Origin of the sequence: uncultured Ferrovibrio sp. (genome assembly GCF_937960835.1) — a bacterium.
GTDB lineage: Bacteria > Pseudomonadota > Alphaproteobacteria > Ferrovibrionales > Ferrovibrionaceae > Ferrovibrio.
Genome location: NZ_CALGPC010000002.1, coordinates 204,079 through 220,965, shown reverse-complemented (window position 1 = coordinate 220,965; position 16,887 = coordinate 204,079). Strand labels below are relative to the sequence as shown.

At 61.5% G+C, this 16,887-nt stretch carries 10 protein-coding genes and 1 CRISPR repeat array; of the genes, 5 read left to right on the top strand and 5 right to left on the bottom strand.

The genetic code is table 11. The features are described from left to right. Positions 1-11 precede the first annotated feature (11 nt). Positions 12-1,643, bottom strand: coding sequence for a CTP synthase (locus Q0603_RS01905; RefSeq protein ID WP_298721208.1), 1,632 nt, complete (start codon positions 1,641-1,643; stop codon positions 12-14). 99 nt (positions 1,644-1,742) lie between these two features. Beyond that, complete coding sequence (gene secG / locus Q0603_RS01900) at positions 1,743-2,054, bottom strand: preprotein translocase subunit SecG (RefSeq protein WP_298721205.1); 312 nt, start codon at positions 2,052-2,054, stop codon at positions 1,743-1,745. Between the two features lie 253 nt (positions 2,055-2,307). Between secG and cas9 the strand changes: the two genes are divergently transcribed. The 4 genes from cas9 to Q0603_RS01880 all read left to right on the top strand — a co-directional run bounded on the left by cas9 (position 2,308) and on the right by Q0603_RS01880 (position 11,208). Then, positions 2,308-5,394, top strand: a complete 3,087-nt coding sequence (gene cas9 / locus Q0603_RS01895) for a type II CRISPR RNA-guided endonuclease Cas9 (protein ID WP_298721203.1) — start codon at positions 2,308-2,310, stop codon at positions 5,392-5,394. A 7-nt stretch (positions 5,395-5,401) separates the two neighbouring features. Then, entirely contained in the window at positions 5,402-6,349 is a 948-nt protein-coding gene (cas1, locus tag Q0603_RS01890) for a type II CRISPR-associated endonuclease Cas1 (RefSeq protein WP_298721200.1), read from the top strand. 31 nt (positions 6,350-6,380) lie between these two features. Then, a complete protein-coding gene (cas2, locus tag Q0603_RS01885) occupies positions 6,381-6,686 on the top strand; it encodes a CRISPR-associated endonuclease Cas2 (protein ID WP_298721197.1) in 306 nt (101 codons plus the stop codon). Positions 6,687-6,825: 139 nt separating this feature from the next. Continuing rightward, a CRISPR array of direct repeats spans positions 6,826-9,792; the repeat unit is 37 nt; unit sequence AAGTCTAGCAAACGAGGAATTGGCCGCAAACCGCAGC. Positions 9,793-10,173: 381 nt separating this feature from the next. Then, positions 10,174-11,208 carry a helix-turn-helix domain-containing protein gene (locus Q0603_RS01880; RefSeq protein WP_298721194.1) on the top strand — a complete coding sequence of 345 codons (1,035 nt, stop codon included), beginning with the start codon at positions 10,174-10,176 and terminating at the stop codon, positions 11,206-11,208. Between the two features lie 29 nt (positions 11,209-11,237). Here the strand turns inward: Q0603_RS01880 and Q0603_RS01875 are convergent, their stop codons facing one another. The 3 genes from Q0603_RS01875 to tpiA all read right to left on the bottom strand — a co-directional run bounded on the left by Q0603_RS01875 (position 11,238) and on the right by tpiA (position 14,809). Continuing rightward, positions 11,238-12,746 (bottom strand): DASS family sodium-coupled anion symporter, encoded by a 1,509-nt coding sequence (locus tag Q0603_RS01875; protein ID WP_298721191.1) that lies wholly within the window; start codon positions 12,744-12,746, stop codon positions 11,238-11,240. 269 nt (positions 12,747-13,015) lie between these two features. Beyond that, the gene (locus Q0603_RS01870) at positions 13,016-14,041 is read right to left on the bottom strand and encodes a lysine-2,3-aminomutase-like protein (RefSeq protein ID WP_298721188.1); all 1,026 of its coding nucleotides are present in this window, start codon (positions 14,039-14,041) and stop codon (positions 13,016-13,018) included. A gap of 18 nt (positions 14,042-14,059) precedes the next feature. Then, entirely contained in the window at positions 14,060-14,809 is a 750-nt protein-coding gene (tpiA, locus tag Q0603_RS01865) for a triose-phosphate isomerase (RefSeq protein WP_298721185.1), read from the bottom strand. 160 nt (positions 14,810-14,969) lie between these two features. On the opposite strand from tpiA, the gene Q0603_RS01860 reads away from it, so the two are divergent. Next, the gene (locus tag Q0603_RS01860; RefSeq protein WP_298721183.1) at positions 14,970-16,886 is read left to right on the top strand and encodes a peptidylprolyl isomerase; all 1,917 of its coding nucleotides are present in this window, start codon (positions 14,970-14,972) and stop codon (positions 16,884-16,886) included. Position 16,887 lies beyond the last annotated feature (1 nt).

Here is a 16,887-nt window from a genome sequence, read left to right as displayed (position 1 = left end):
CGCCTAACGGGTCACACCAGCCGCGACTGGTCCAGCGCCGCCTTGACGAAGCTAGCGAATAGCGGATGCGGCTCGAAGGGCTTCGATTTCAGTTCCGGGTGATACTGCACGCCGATGAACCAAGGATGGTCGGGCAGTTCAACGATCTCGGGCAGCAGGCCGTCCGGCGACATGCCGGAGAAGACCAGGCCGCAGGCCTCCAGCCGCTCGCGGTAGCTGGTATTGACCTCGTAGCGATGGCGATGACGCTCCGATATCAGGGTGCTGCCATAGATTTCCGCCACCCGGCTGCCCGGCTTCAGGGCCGCGTCATAAGCGCCCAGCCGCATCGTGCCGCCGAGATCGCCGGCAGCCGAGCGCTTCTCCAGCTCGTTGCCGCGCATCCATTCGGTCATCATGCCGACCAGCGGCTCGTCGGTCGGGCCGAATTCGGTGCTGCTCGCATTCTTGATGCCGGCCTTCGAGCGGGCGTATTCGATCACCGCCATCTGCATGCCGAAGCAGATGCCGAAATACGGAATCCGCCGCTCGCGCGCAAAGGTGACGGCCTTGATCTTGCCTTCCGAACCGCGCTCGCCGAAGCCGCCCGGCACCAGGATGGCATGCACGCCATCCAGCGCATGCAGGGCTGTTTCGTCCTTCTCGAAGATCTCGCTTTCGATCCATTCGATGTTGACGCGGGCATTGTTGGCGATGCCGCCATGCACCAGCGCCTCGGCCAGCGACTTATAGGCATCCTTCAGGCCGGTATACTTGCCGACGATGGCGATCTTCACAGCGCTTTCCGGCGACACCACGCGCTGCACGATGTTCTTCCAGCCGCTCAGGTCCGGCTCCTTGCCGGCATCAATGCCGAAGGCCTTCAGCACCTGCACGTCCAAGCCGGCCTCGTGATAGGCCAGCGGCGCGGCATAGATCGTCTCGACGTCCAGCGCCGGAATGACGGCCTCTTCGCGCACGTTGCAGAACAGCGCCATCTTCTTGCGGTCGCCCTGCGGGATCTCGCGGTCGGCGCGGCAGAGCAGGATATCGGGCTGGATGCCGATGGAGCGCAGCTCCTTCACCGAATGCTGCGTCGGCTTGGTCTTCAGCTCGCCCGAGGCGGCGATATAGGGCACCAGCGTGACATGGATGTAGATCGCCTGGCCGCGGCCCGCCTCCAGGCCGAACTGGCGGATCGCCTCCAGGAACGGCAGGCTTTCGATATCGCCCACCGTGCCGCCGACTTCCACCAGCATGAAATCGACGCCTTCGTTCTCGGCGGCGATGAAATCCTTGATGGCGTCGGTGATGTGCGGGATCACCTGAACGGTGCCGCCCAGATAATCGCCGCGGCGCTCCTTGGCGATCACCGTCTGATAGATGCGGCCGGTGGTGATGTTGTCGCTCCGGCGGCCGGGCACGCCGGTGAAGCGCTCGTAATGGCCAAGATCAAGGTCGGTTTCGGCCCCGTCATCAGTGACGAAGACCTCGCCATGCTGATACGGGCTCATGGTGCCCGGATCGACGTTGATATAGGGATCGAGTTTGCGAAGGCGGACGGTGTAGCCGCGAGCCTGCAACAGGGCACCGAGCGCCGCCGAAGCCAAGCCTTTTCCGAGGGAGGAAACCACGCCGCCGGTGATGAAGATGTACCGCGTCATGGGCTTCCTGTTTAACGCATTCATCCGACACAATGAAGGGCTATGCGCACTGCCGTGCGCGATTTCACAACACTGAAAACTTTTAGAAGTTTCCGATAGTTACTGAGACAGCGGAACGCTCGGCTTCTGCGACTCGGCGGGCGCTGCCGGGGCGGTCGGCGCCGGAGCGTCGAGAATCGAGCGCGGCGTGCCGCGATTCCCGGAGAGAATGGCCAGCAGGATGCTGGTGGCGATGAACAGAGCCGCGAGAATGGCCGTGGAGCGGGTCAGCAGATTGGCCTGGCCACGCGCGGTCATGAAGCCGCCGCCCCCGCCAATGCCCAAGGCGCCGCCTTCCGAACGCTGCATCAGGATCACGCCGATCAGCGCCAGCGCGAGCAGGATATGCACCACGAGCAGGAAGGTCATCATCGCATCAATCTCCGGAAAGTCCGGGGGCTTTTACACCCTGCCGCCGCATATGGAAAGCCCCTGCCGGCGTAACCGGCAAGGGCTTGAAAGTTGGGCGTATATCGCGTCGGAGGGGCGCCCAGCCCTCGCTCTTGGAACGCTTAAGCTTTGCCTGCGGTAAGCGAGCCAATTCCTTGTTTGCTAGACACAGGCACCATACCTGAGTCATCCTGTGATTGCAAGATAAAAGAATATACTCGTATTGGGGGCAGGCATGCGTATCTGGGGCTTCGACGTCGGAACCACCTCCATCGGCTTCGCCGTCATCGACTACGATTCCGACCGGAAGGCTGGCCGCATCGAACGGCTGGGCGTCCGCATCTTTCCGGAGGGGGTGACCGAAGACAAAGGCGAACCGCGTAACGCCCAGCGGCGCGCCAAGCGGATGATGCGCCGGCAATTGCGACGTAAGCGCTGGCGCCGGCGGGCACTGCATGAAATCCTGGCTGAAGCCGGACTGCTCCCTACCGACGATCCGAAACAGTGGCCCGCAGAACTGGCGCAGGCCGATCCTTATGACCTACGCGACCGGGGCTTGAGCCAGAAGTTATCACCGCACGAAGTAGGCCGAGCCCTCTTCCATATACTCAAGCGGCGCGGCTTCCAGTCGGCCCGTATCGCGGCCGTCGAGCCATCTGACCCGGCCAAGGAGAAAGAAGACGAAGGCATCAAGGCAGAAATCAGCCAGATTGCCGCCGAGCTGCAAGGACGTACGTTGGGCCAGTGGCTGAAGTCCCAGAGCAAACGCCGCGGGCACCATACGGCACGGACCATGACGCAGGAAGAGTTCGAGCGTTTCTGGACGGCTCAAGTCAAATATCATCCCGACTTGCTTACCGACAATCTTAGGGCTGCCCTGGCTGAAACGGCCTTCCGGCAACGTCCGATTTTCTGGCGCCTCAAGACCCTCGGAACTTGCCTGCTAGAAAAGGACGCACCGCTTTGCCCGAAGGGCGCCTGGATTGGTCAGCGCTTCGAAATGCTGCAGACGCTGAACAATTTGCGATTGGCAGGTGGCAATGCCCGCCCCCTGGACGAGGATGAACGCAGGCTGCTATTGGCGGCATTGGAAACCTCCCCGTCCCTTTCCTTCCCAGCTGCGCGCAAACTGTTGAAGCCGGTCTGGCAACGCAATGGCACATCGCTCAAAACAAAGTTCAATTTCGAGGTTGAAGGCGGCAAGAAGGCTTTGCCCGGCAATGCGCTGGAAGCGGCATTGATCGACGCCTTTGGCGAAGCCTGGAATACGCACCCCAAAAAAGACGCCATCCGTGCGGAACTGCAAGATCGGCTCTGGGCGATCCAATACAGAAAGCTGGGCGAGAAGCGAGTGGAAATCCGTGACGGCAACTCCGCCGAAGCCGAACGTCAGCGCTTCATTGCGTTCGCACAAGCGGAATGGAACGCCAGCCGAAAAACCGCCGAAACCCTGTCCCGTATCGAGCCGCCGGCTGCCTGGTTACGCCATTCGATCAAGGCCATCCAAAAATTGCTGCCTCATATGGAGGCCGGCCTCACCTATGCCGAGGCCCGCAAGCTCGTTTACCCGGAGCAATTCGAAAAATCGGACCCCATAGAAAAGCTGCCGTCGGATCCGCGGCAATTCGAGGATCTGCGCAATCCTACGGTGAAACGTGCCCTGACCGAACTTCGCAAGGTCGTCAATAACCTGCTCGCGACTTATGGCAAACCGGAGCGCATTCGCATCGAGCTTGCCCGCAACGTCGCGCTGACCGGTAAAGATAAAGCGAATTACATGCGGACGCTTGCCGAGCGCGAACGGCAGCGCAAGCAGGCTGCCAAGGAACTAAAGGCATCCCTTGGCCGCGAACCTACCGCAGGCGATATTGAAAAATGGCTGTTATGGCAGGAATGCGAAAAGACCTGCCCCTACACTTTCGATAGCATCGGATTTGCCGACTTATTCGGCAACATGCCGCGATATGACATCGAGCATATTTGGCCGCGCTCGTTGAGTCTGGACGATTCCTTTGCGAACAAGACCCTTTGCCGACGTGACGTGAATAACAAGAAAGGACAACGGACTCCTTTCGAGCTTTACGCCAGCAATCATGGCATAGCCGATCTGCCGGACTGGGAAGAAGTGAAGATTCACCTGCGCAATAAGGTGGATGCTGGACATTTCCCCGAGAGCAAGTGGAAACGCTTCACGCGAGAGCAACCTTTCGCAGCGGCAGACGACAGAAGCGACGACCGGTTGATCGGCGATACCGCTTACATTGCCCGGGAGGCACGGGCGTGGCTCGGCCAATTGATGCCGCGCGGAATTTTCGACGTCGAACCGCGCAATGGCCGCATCGTGTCGCGTTTGCGCAAATTATGGCATCTGGATCGCCTGCTCGGCGAAGACGGAAGGAAAAATCGCGACGATCACCGCCATCATGCCCTCGATGCTGCAGTGACCGCCCTATTCGATACCCGGGCGATGCAGGACATCGTCCGCTGGTATAAAGCGCAAGAAGACCGCCCCGAAGAAAAGCCGCCGGCAATCGACCTGCCCTGGCCGGCCTTCCGCGACGATCTGCGTACGGCGCTGGAGGCTATCGTCGTATCGCATCGCGTTCGCCGTAAGGTGAATGGACCGCTGCATGACGAAACCCGGCTTGGCGATAGCGGCGAGCCGCCAATACGCGAAGGCGGCAAGGAATATCGCTTCTATGTCAAACGCAAAGCCTTAGCGCAGATGAGCAAGGGCGAAATAGACGCGATACGCGACGAGCGTATCCGCACGCTGGCGCAAGAACGGCTGGCCGCCCATGACGGCGATGTCAAGAAAGCCTTCGCGACACCGCTCATGCTACCTGGCAGAGCTGGAAAACCGGATCGCGAGGTCAAGAAGGCCAGAGTTATTGTGAAATCGCAACCTCATCTTGTGACCGCCCTAAACGGTGGAAAAGCCTACGCCGCGGCCAGTGATAACCATCACATGGCGATCTATCGGTCCATTGACGGAAAAGTAAGTTACAGAACTGTCAGCCGGATAGAAGCAGCACGCCGCACTGCTAGGAAAGAGCCCGTCGTTCAGCGAGTTCTGCCAGATGGCGCGCAACTCCTTTTCACCCTAACACCAGGCACAACACTGGCATTTCCCAACAACAACGGCCGGCCAATCTATCGTGTTGTGACCAGCGTCTGGGACTCAGGGCAAATAGTCTTGGTGGATCATACCGAGGCTGGAGGGACGGTTTGGAAAAGGCCCAATGCGTCGAGCTTAGTGGCTATGGGGGCAAAAAAAGTTTCCGTCGACCCCATCGGCCGGGTCAGGCCGGCCCGCGATTGAGGCCTCCATGTTGAAGCGGGTGATCGAGATATCGTCAGCTCCCACCAAGCTTCGCATGCAGCACAAGCAATTGGTGATCGAGCTGGAAGGTCGAGATCCGACCACCGTACCGATAGAGGATCTCGGCGTCCTGATCGTCGATCATCCCGAGACGCGCTATTCGCACTCCCTACTGGCTGCCCTGGCCGAGGCCGGAACCACGGTGGCGTTATGCGGCAAGGATCACATGCCGATTGGGCTGCTGCTGCCGCTGGATGGTCATGTCCTTCAGGCATCGCGTTTCCAAAGTCAGGCCAATGCAGGAGCGCCGGTAAAGAAGCGCATCTGGCAAGCGCTGGTGGTTGCTAAAATCAGCCAGCAGGCGGCAGTGCTGACGGCCTTTACCGGTAAAGACGAAGGTTTGAGCGGCCTTGCGGGACGAGTGCGTTCCGGCGATCCGGACAATTTGGAAGCTCAGGCGGCGCAGCGGTATTGGCCCGCACTGATGGGACGCGACTTCCGACGGGACCGCTTCGGAGCGCCACCGAACGGGTTGCTCAATTACGGTTATGCCGTGCTGCGAGCTGCCTGCGCCCGCGCCCTCGTTGGGACGGGGCTACATCCAAGCCTCGGCGTTTTCCATGAACGGCGCGACAACCCTTTCTGTCTCGCCGACGATCTGATCGAGCCGTTTCGCCCCTACGTCGATTGGAAAGTGAGGGCCATTCGTGACGAAGGACACACTGGGGAAGTCGACCGCGATGGGAAGCGCGCCCTGCTCAGCTTGTTCGCTGAGCGCATTGTTATTGGCGGCAAGGCCTTTCCGCTGATGCTCGGCATTGAGAAGGCCGCGCAAAGCCTAGCCGCGGCGATGACCGGCGAGAATGTTGCCGAACTGCCGGGATCGGCGCTGCTTGCTCTACCCCGCGGCTTGCCGTTGACCGAGGCGCTTTCCCATGGCTCGGCGGAAACCTGAAAATCCGGCATGGCCGTATGGATGGCGCACCGTGTGGGTTTTCGCCTTTTTCGATCTGCCCGTCGAGACGAAGAAGCAGCGCCGCGCCTATGCCCGTTTCCGCAAGGATTTGCTGGAAGACGGTTTTTCCATGATGCAGTATTCCGTCTACTATCGGCATTGCGCGAGTCACGAAAATGCGGTCGTCCATGTAAACCGCATGGGCAAATGCGTACCAGCCGAGGGGGAGGTCCGTTTCATGGTGATCACCGACAAGCAATTTTCAAAAATCCGGACCTTTGTCGGCCGCGCACGCCAAGCCATGCCGGATGCGCCGGCGCAGATGGAGATGTTCTGATGGCCTCCTGTCAGCTGGAACATCTGCCGAATCGGGCCGCAAAACTCTCCCCGGTAGGAAAAATCGCTCGATTGGGGCGCCGTTCTAAGGCGGCAATCGAGCGATTTTTATTTTTAAACCAAATGGTTACGCGGACCCTAAGTCTAGCAAACGAGGAATTGGCCGCAAACCGCAGCGTCGGTTGGGCTTCATTCTGGGGACCACATAAGTCTAGCAAACGAGGAATTGGCCGCAAACCGCAGCGGCGGCCCGATAAAGGGCCTGCAAGGCGTCAAGTCTAGCAAACGAGGAATTGGCCGCAAACCGCAGCGGAACCGGGAGCGGCTGCTTGCGTACGCAAAAGTCTAGCAAACGAGGAATTGGCCGCAAACCGCAGCCCGCCGTGCTTTGTGAAAACCCATTCATGAAAGTCTAGCAAACGAGGAATTGGCCGCAAACCGCAGCGCGGGCTGACGTGAAGCCTCCGCGGCCGGTAAGTCTAGCAAACGAGGAATTGGCCGCAAACCGCAGCGACCCTGCGTTGCTGAAGATCATCAACGACAAGTCTAGCAAACGAGGAATTGGCCGCAAACCGCAGCACGTCAAGGCGGTGTTCGAAACCGCCATGCAAGTCTAGCAAACGAGGAATTGGCCGCAAACCGCAGCAAACATTGCTCTGACACCTCGCCGGTGAAGAAGTCTAGCAAACGAGGAATTGGCCGCAAACCGCAGCGCTACCGTCCAGAATGACCGGCTGGCGCTTAAGTCTAGCAAACGAGGAATTGGCCGCAAACCGCAGCTTGCACCGATCTACCTGTTTGAAGCCCTGTAAAGTCTAGCAAACGAGGAATTGGCCGCAAACCGCAGCGCAAGACGAGATCGACGCCATGACCGCCGCAAGTCTAGCAAACGAGGAATTGGCCGCAAACCGCAGCGCGATGGCATGGACATGGCCGGCGGTGTAAAGTCTAGCAAACGAGGAATTGGCCGCAAACCGCAGCTGACACTGGCGGGGCCAGAAGCGGAAGCAAAAGTCTAGCAAACGAGGAATTGGCCGCAAACCGCAGCTCGGCCGGCTTGATGCCGCGCCGCTGAAGCAAGTCTAGCAAACGAGGAATTGGCCGCAAACCGCAGCAACTGCGAGTTGGTGGTCTGTCGGGAACGGAAGTCTAGCAAACGAGGAATTGGCCGCAAACCGCAGCACCATTATCGCTAACATGTCGGATGCCGCAAGTCTAGCAAACGAGGAATTGGCCGCAAACCGCAGCTTATGGGGCCGCGTCTGGTGGAGGGATACAAAGTCTAGCAAACGAGGAATTGGCCGCAAACCGCAGCTACCCGAAAGGACTCTGACGATGGACCCGAAAGTCTAGCAAACGAGGAATTGGCCGCAAACCGCAGCTGCAGGCCGGCGCTGAACGCATCCTTGCGGCAAGTCTAGCAAACGAGGAATTGGCCGCAAACCGCAGCAGCCGGGCTCGCATTCCGGGACAACTTCGAAAGTCTAGCAAACGAGGAATTGGCCGCAAACCGCAGCCATGGACCACGCAACCATCCTCGCCGACCTAAGTCTAGCAAACGAGGAATTGGCCGCAAACCGCAGCACAATCGAGCATGACGATTTGACCGATCCTAGTCTAGCAAACGAGGAATTGGCCGCAAACCGCAGCGCGAGGGCTATGCGGCGTTCGACCTTTCGGAAGTCTAGCAAACGAGGAATTGGCCGCAAACCGCAGCGCTGATCAACTGCTCCGCACGGTGCACCGCAAGTCTAGCAAACGAGGAATTGGCCGCAAACCGCAGCCATGCGGCCAGGCTCAACGACGACGCCGACAAGTCTAGCAAACGAGGAATTGGCCGCAAACCGCAGCCCGCGCGCGGCTCGCCCGCGTTGGCCGCTTAAGTCTAGCAAACGAGGAATTGGCCGCAAACCGCAGCCATCGATCGGCCAGGGCTTGGCTGCCTCGCAAGTCTAGCAAACGAGGAATTGGCCGCAAACCGCAGCTAAAAACTAGGACACGGCGAGGCAATTGGAAGTCTAGCAAACGAGGAATTGGCCGCAAACCGCAGCGATGTCGGCGAAGAAAGACCACGTCTCGGAAGTCTAGCAAACGAGGAATTGGCCGCAAACCGCAGCGCATGGGCTGCTGACTATATCGGCCTGCCAAGTCTAGCAAACGAGGAATTGGCCGCAAACCGCAGCCTGATCGTGACGGCAACGCGCAAGCCGGCAAGTCTAGCAAACGAGGAATTGGCCGCAAACCGCAGCTGGCGCGAGCTTATGGATATGAACCGCCGCAAGTCTAGCAAACGAGGAATTGGCCGCAAACCGCAGCCTTCCCTCATCGCGCCCTTCCCGACATGCAAGTCTAGCAAACGAGGAATTGGCCGCAAACCGCAGCGAAGGAAAAGAGGCATCCTGCGAGCGCGGGAAGTCTAGCAAACGAGGAATTGGCCGCAAACCGCAGCAAGGGCCAACTGCTGAACCAGCGGGTTCAGAGTCTAGCAAACGAGGAATTGGCCGCAAACCGCAGCGAGTTGGCGGGCGATACTATCACGTCCGAAAGTCTAGCAAACGAGGAATTGGCCGCAAACCGCAGCTCGTCGGGTCCGCCGCCCTCGGGCCATGGTAGTCTAGCAAACGAGGAATTGGCCGCAAACCGCAGCACAAGCGAGCGCGCGCTTCGCCCCTGTCCTAGTCTAGCAAACGAGGAATTGGCCGCAAACCGCAGCTGGTCAGCATCCAGAAGCGGTTTGGCAAGAGTCTAGCAAACGAGGAATTGGCCGCAAACCGCAGCCAGAGCATGGCTCAGCCCTCCACCGGGCGAGTCTAGCAAACGAGGAATTGGCCGCAAACCGCAGCCGCCGAAGTGATCGAGATCCACGAACGCAAAGTCTAGCAAACGAGGAATTGGCCGCAAACCGCAGCTCGACGGCACGCCGACCTCGATCAACTCGCGAGTCTAGCAAACGAGGAATTGGCCGCAAACCGCAGCGTGTCAACGCCTGTATAACGGCGCTATGCAGTCTAGCAAACGAGGAATTGGCCGCAAACCGCAGCCCGCAACGCCTTCACGCAGATCGGCACAACAGTCTAGCAAACGAGGAATTGGCCGCAAACTCGCGTTATACAGGGAGCCTGAACACTAGCGCTTGCAATTATAATTGAGGGCGGGCAGCGCCGGTGACGGCCAATCAGCCGCCACCGGAAATCGGCAATTCGGAGACACACGAAATTCTTTCCCCGCCTCCGGGCCCGCCACCCCTCTCACATTCCCTTCGGCCGAGCCCCTATAATGCCTAATCAATTCAGGGTCGGACCGAAGGGTACTGCGAGTCGACACACGCGAACAACCTGAGGCCAAGCCGGCCCCGACACAAGCTGCATATTGCTGGGTGAGATGCTCAGAACAAGGAAATGAGACAGTCAGCAAAACCCTTCCTTTACCAATTTCGGGAATCCTGATTTCGCGCCAGAAACGGCGCAGATCTAGCGCGGGGTAAGCACATGGCAGAAAGCCATCTGATAGAGAGCCCCATCCGCTGGGAGTTCCGCTCCGAGATGTGGCCGGAGCATGAGCGCCTGGCTGAATGGAGAGCGCATTTAAATCCGGTCGTCGACGTGATCGTGCCCGATGGACCGGGCAGTCCTCCCTTCTTTGGACAGACCGTTTCCTATCTCAGTCCTTGGCTAATGGTGACCCGGGTAACCATGTCGCCGCAGCAATTCGTCCGCGACCGGATGAAGTGCCGGCGCAGCGCCGATCATTTCATGATCGTGCATTGCTTCTCTGGCGGTGCCACCGCGCTCGCCGGCGACCGCTCCGTTACGCTTCAGGCTGGCGATACCGCCCTCGCCGATCTCAGCCGGCCGTTTTCGACACGTTTCGACGCCTGTTCCATGCTCATGCTTTTCCTGCCGCGCCAGCTCGTGGTCCCTTTCATGCCCGCCGCCGATGTCCACGGCACGGTGATCACCAAAGACCGGCCAACCGGGCAGCTTCTGGCGGCATGCCTGACCAGCCTGCTGGAAGTGCTTCCGACGGCCGGCAATGCAGAGGTTTTTGGTCTTTCAAAAAGCATCGCCGCTTCCATCGGAGGCAGTCTGTTCGGGGTCGTGGAAGCTGCGCAGCAAAACGAGACCCAGCAGGCCCAGGCCCTGCTGGAGCGGGCGATGGCCTATATCGACGCCAATATCGGCGTGCAGACGCTTGGCCCCGATACCCTGTGCCGCGAGCTTCGGGTATCGCGCGCGCATCTGTACCGCGCCTTCGCCTCCCGCGGCGGCGTCAGCCAGGTGATCATGCTGCGCCGGCTAGAACATGCCTTTGCCGCCCTGCGCAGCCCGGATACCGCCGCGCGCAGCATTGGCTCCATCGCCTATGCGGCCGGCTTCGCCAATGAGTCGCATTTCTCGCGCGTCTTCCGCGCCCATTACGGGATGAGCCCCAGCAAGGTGCGCGAGGCTGCCCCGCGGCTGCCCGGCTCTTCCGGCGAACATCCGATGCATCAATGGCTGCTGGAAGCCTGGGGGGCGCGCTGACGCCCCCCTCTTCTCTTACGCGTACTTCCTTACACGTATCCCAGCCAGCGCCAGTAGGTTGCGCCGAGCAGCATCACCAGCAGGAAGCCCACCACCGTGATCGCCAGGCCGGTGCGGATGAAGTCGCGCGCGGCAAACGTGTCGGTGCCGTAGGCCACCATGTTCTGCGGCGCATTCACCACCAGGATGAAGCCAAAGCTGACCATGAACTGCATCAGCATGGTCATGCCGACCACGTTGATACCCGGCGTGATGACGTTCTGCAGCACGGCGATGACAATCGGGATCATTGCCGAAGCCAGTGCCGTGGCGCTCGCAAAACCGAGATGGATCACGATCAGGAACAGGCTCATGGTGCCGAGGATGAACAGGGCCGTCGCCTGCTCCAGCCCCAGCAGCTTCACCAGCATCTGAGCAAGCCAGCTTGCGCCCTTGGTCTGCAGAAGCGCGCTGCCAAGACTGATGCCGACACCGAACAGCACGATGGTGCCCCAGGGTATGCGCGGCTGCGCCTCTTTCCAGGTCATGATGCCGATGCCGGGCATGAACATCAGCGCAACGGCGACAACGGTTGTGGTGCTGGTATCGATCCTGTGCAGCACACCTTCGGTCGCCCAGAAGGCCAGCAGGGTCAGAGACAGCGCCAGCAGCTTCTTCTCCGACAGCTTCATCGGTCCGAGCTCAGCCAGCGACTTGCGGATGCCGTCGCGTCCGCCCGGCACGCTGCGCATCTCCGGCGGCATCATCCAGTTCATGATGAAGTAAAGGGCAATCGACATCACCACGCCGAAAGGTGCCGCGGCAATGAACCAGTCCAGCCAGGTGATGGTGGTGTGCAGCATCTTCTCGATGAAGCCGATCGCCACCATGTTCTGCGCCGCCGCCGTCTTGATGCCGACATTCCAGATGCTGGCCGTCTGCACGGTGATGATCATCAGCATGCCGGCAAAGCGGCTGCGGCGCTCGACGCCGAAGGCGGCGATGATCCCGAGCGTGATCGGCACCAGACAGGCCACGCGGGCGGTCGTGGACGGCACCAGGAAAGAGATGACGAAGCCGACCAGAATGAGGCCGATCATCACCTGGCGCGTATCCGTGCCGACCCGCGAGAGGATGGTCAGCGCGATGCGCTTGTCCAGACCGGTCGCCGTCATGGCGGCGGCGAGAAACAGCGCGGATGCCACCAGTGCCAGTCCGGAATTGGAAAAACCGCTGAAGGCCAGGCCCAGGCCTGCGCTGGTGCCCATCAAGGCACCTGGATTGGCAGGGTTCGGCGCAAAACCGAGCAGCACCGACATCAGCCCCGCGATCACGACGGCCGAGACGGCATAATCCAGTGCCTCAGTCATCCACACGGCCACGGCAAAGACCAGGACGGCCAGCATATACTGCCCTGCCACCGGCAATCCCGCCGGCGTTGGCAGCAGCAGAACGGCGATCAGTCCGGCGACGGCGAGCAGCAGTTTCCAATAGGCACGGAACCAGCCCGGCCGTGTGGCGACAGCGGGCGCTGAGGATTTTGTCTCTGTGGTGGCCATGGCACTGCTCCAACCGGTACAATATGCAGATTGGAGTATCCGCGCTTTTAAGCCTTCTTGCCTTGCGAAGGATCAATTCTGACGTGGCTGCGTGATGTGACCAACGGGCTCAAACGAACCCAAGACAGTCACAAACGGACCTGAAACAGTATCGAACGGCTCAAATGGGCCGGAACGGTTCCAAACGAACCCAAGCGGACTCAAAAAAAGGCCGATTTGATTGCAGTGATATCACTGCCATCACGCCAACCGCTCCGCTGTTGTGCCTGCTAATCCTCGTCCACCGCAGGATCTGCATAGTGGTGTGTACAGCCCCAGGGATCGGTGACAGTCCAGCCGCCATCCTCCTGCGGTTCGGCATAGACCGGGCCGACCGGCACTTTGCCATGGCCGCCGGGGATATCGAGGATGTAGGTCGGCTGCGCCAGGCCGGAGACATGGCCGCGCAGGCGGCGCATCAGCTTCTGCCCCTCTTCCAGGCTGACGCGGAAATGACTTGTGCCGCGCGCCAGATCGCCGTGATGCAGGTAATGCGGCTTGATGCGGTTGGCGACCATCGTCTTGAACAGGTCGGTCAGCGCCGCAGGACTGTCGTTGACGCCTTTCAGCAGCACCGACTGGCCTAGCACCGGAATGCCGGCATCGACCAGACGGGCGATGGCGGCCCGGGCCTCAGGCACGAATTCTCGGGCATGGTTGGCATGCAGCAGCAGCCACACGGCCTTGCCGGTCTGCTTCATCGCCGCGACCAGTTCGGGCGTGATGCGCTCGGGGTCGACCACCGGCACACGGGAATGCAGCCGGATCACGCCCAGATGCGGTATCGCATCCAGCCGCCGCATCACCTCGGCCAGCCGCCGTGCCGAAACGATCAGCGGATCGCCGCCGGTGAGGATGACCTCCCAGATCGCCGGATGCTGGGCGATGTAGTCGATGGCCGCATCGAGCTGCTCGGCATTGAGGCCCCTGCTGCCGGGCCCGACCATCTCGCGGCGGAAGCAGAAGCGGCAATAGACAGGGCAGACATTGACCAGCTTGAGCAGCACCCGGTCGGGGTAGCGATGCACGATGCCCGCCACCGGGCTGTGGCTGTCATCGCCGATGGGATCGGCGCGCTCGTGCTCGTAAGTGGTCAGCTCGGCCGTATCGGGCAGAAACTGGCGCGCAATGGGATCCTTTGGATCGGCGGGATCGATCTGCGCCTGCAGATGCGGCGTGACCGAGACGGCAAAGGTCTCCGCGACCTTCTTCAAGGCCGCCAGCCTGCCGTCCTGATCACGCTGTTCGATGCCCATTCTGCGCCATCTCTTGAACTAATTTTTCGCTTCAATGATTGGCCAGAAGTCACTGACTTTTAAGCTAGCTCCGCCGACCAGAGCGCCATCGACATCGGCCACGGCCATGAGCTGCTTGGCATTGTCAGGCTTCACCGATCCGCCATAGAGGATGCGGAAATTCGCGCCGTCGTCGAAGCGCGCCATCAGGTCCTGGCGGATCGCGGCATGCACCTCGGCCACCTGCTCCACCGTCGGCGTGCGGCCGGTGCCGATCGCCCAGACCGGCTCGTAGGCGACAACCGTATTCGCCGCCGTCGCATCGTCGGGCAGCGAGGCGCGCACCTGGCCGGAGACGACCTTCAGGGTCTCGCCCGCATCGCGCTGCGCCAGCGTCTCGCCGACGCAGACGATGGCGACCAGTCCGGCGCGATGGGCTGCCTGGCCCTTGGCGCGGACGATCTCATCACTCTCGCCGTGATCCGCCCGGCGCTCGGAATGGCCGACGATCACATAGGTCGCGCCGGCATCCTTCAGCATCTCCGCCGAGATGTCGCCGGTATGGGCGCCCGAGGCCTTGGCATGGCAATCCTGGCCGCCGACCCCGACAGGGCTGCCCTTCAGCGTAGCGGCCATGACAGCCACCAGCGTCGCCGGCGGGCAGAGGCCGAGTTCGGCGACGGGTTTCTGCGCTGCGGCCTTCTCAGCCAGCGCCTTGGCTTCGGCCAGGCTGGCCTGCAGACCGTTCATCTTCCAATTGCCGACGATAAGGGGCTGACGCGCCGCCATGATCACCTCTTTCTGTCTGGAATCCCTGCCTGTCCTAGCAATATCCGCTGGGAAAGGCAAAGCCGGGCACCTTGCCGCCACCCTGCCCCGCCTTTAGTATGCGCGGCCATTCCGGAACTGCTCCGGAGCTATTGTTTCGCTTCACTTTTTAGGTGCTTTCATGCTGCAGCAGATGCGTAAGGGCGCGGCCTCCTGGGTCGCCAAGGGACTGATGGTCCTGCTCGTCCTCAGTTTCGGCGCCTGGGGCATCGGCGACTACATCACCAATTTCGGCACCAACGCCCCGGTGGCGAAGGTGGGTGACGCGGAAATCGGCCAGCCGGAATATGCCGATGCCTGGCGCCGTGAACTGACCGGGCTGCAGCGCCGCTTCGGCGGCAACTTCACCGCCGAGCAGGCCCGCCAGCTTGGCCTGGATGAGAACGTCCTGAACCGTCTGATCGAAGACCGCCTCTATCAGCAGGCGGCCAAGGATCTGGGCCTGACGATCACCGAGGTCGATGTCCGCCACGCGATCATGAACGCGCCGGCATTCAAGGGCCCGACCGGGCAGTTCGACCGCTTCGCCTTCGAGAATTACCTCCGCCAGGAAGGCTATTCCGAAGCGATGCTGGTCTCCGTGCTGACGCAGGAACTGGCGCGCACGCGCCTGCTGGGCAGCCTGTTCGGCAGCATGGCCACCGCGCCGACGCAGATGGCCGACACCATCCTGGGCTACCGCCTGGAGCGGCGGCTGGCGGAATTCGTCGTGGTCGACGCTGCCAAGCTGCCGGCACCGCCGGCCCCGACCGATGAGAAGATCGAGGAATATTACAAGGCCAATCCCGCGGCCTTCACCGCGCCGGAACGCCGCAGCGTCGCCTGGTTCCAGATCACGCCCGCCGACCGCGCAGCCAAGATCGAGGTCGCCGAGGACGAACTGCGCGACGAGTACGAGGCCAACAAGCAGGCCTATGTGACGCAGGAGAAGCGCGACGTCGAACAGGTCGTCTTCCCCACCGAAGCCGAGGCCAAGGCGGCGTATGAGGCCGTGCAGAAGGGTGAGGATTTCCTCGCCATGGCCGCGCGCACCCAGAAGCTGAAGCCGGAAGACGTCAAGCTGGGCAGCGTGACCAAGGATGCCCTGCCGGCGGCGATTGCCAATGCCGTGTTCGGCCTGGATGTGAACAAGGTGGGCGAGCCGGTCACTTCCCCCTTCGGCTGGCATGTGGTTCGCGTGACCGCCGTCCAGCCAGGCAGCACCAAGAGCTTCGAGGAAGCCAAGGCCGAACTGCGCCAGCAGATTGCGCTGACCAAAGCCAATGACGAGATGGGCAAGCTGCGCGCTCAGATCGACGACCAGATCGCCGGTGGCGCCACCATCGAAGAGATCGTGAAGGCGCAGGGTGCCGAACTGCGCACCGCTGCGGACATCGACGCCCAGGGCCGCGACAAGCAGGGCAAGCCGGTGGAAGGCTTGCCGGCCCAGCCGGATTTCCTGGCGCAGGCCTTCGATCTCGACACCGAATCCGAGCCGCATATCGTCGATCAGCCCGATGGCGGCCTGATCGTGCTGAAGGTGACCGGCGTGACGCCTGCTGCCCTGCGGCCGCTGGATGACGTGAAGAGCGATGTCGTTGCCCGCCTGCAACAGCGCGACCGCGCGGATGCCGCGGCTGAACAGGCCCGCCAGATCGCCGAGCGCGTGCGCAATGGCGGCGACCTTGCCAAGGAAGCCGCCGCCATCGGCGCCGCCGTGCAGCTCAGCGCGCCGCTGACACGTAGCGGCCAGCCGGCCGAGCGCGCCCTGTCGCCGGTGGTCGTCTCGGCGCTGTTTAATGCCAAGCAGCCCGGCGAGGTCGTCACCGGCCCGGCCGCGAGCGCGCCCGGCATTACGCCCAACAGCGCCGTCGTCGCCCGCCTCAGCCGGATCGAGCCTGCCGATCCCGCCGCCATCGCCAGCCAGCGCGACCAGACGGTCCAGCAGCTTGCCAGCAGCATGGCGCAGGATCTGGTGCAGCAATACCGTCAGGCCTTGCAGCAGGAGATCGGCGTGAAGGTCGATCCGGCTGCGCGGGCGCGCGCTGCCGGTTTCTGAT